A 433-nucleotide genomic window follows, 5' to 3' on the forward strand; every position below is an offset into this window, starting at 1 on the left:
TCGGTACTTCTCGCCCGACTCGTTTTCAATCTCGGTGAGCAGCAGTTGCGCGTGGTCGTAGCGGTACTGCACCCGCGTGCCGTCGGGGTTGATGCGGCGCGAGACCAGGTGCAGATCGTCGTCATATTCATAACGGGTGATACGCCCAAGTTCATCGCGCTCAGCGGTGACCTGACCGTAGGCGCCATAGCTGTGGGCGCGGGTAGCGCCGGTAGGAAAAGTCGTCTGCGTGAGTCGGCCAAGTGCGTCCCAATGCTGCCGCGTCACCGCACCGTGTTCGTCTACCGTGGTGGTCCGTCGCCCTAGCGCATCGTAGGAAAAGCGCCTCACGCCACCGTCAGGCGACGTCTCTTCAACGAGCTGACCGAGGTCATTCCACACCAGCCGAAGCCGGCTGCTGTCCGGATAACGGATCGACAGCAACCGTCCGCGC

Annotated in this window: 1 pseudogene; it reads right to left on the reverse strand. The window is 62.8% G+C overall.

The annotated features are described in order from the left end of the window. A pseudogene (locus ACQ4OE_RS26780) lies at positions 1 to 433 on the reverse strand (RHS repeat protein); the annotation flags it as partial.

The sequence above is a fragment of the Pseudomonas sp. WC2 genome (genome assembly GCF_050586545.1).
GTDB lineage: Bacteria > Pseudomonadota > Gammaproteobacteria > Pseudomonadales > Pseudomonadaceae > Aquipseudomonas.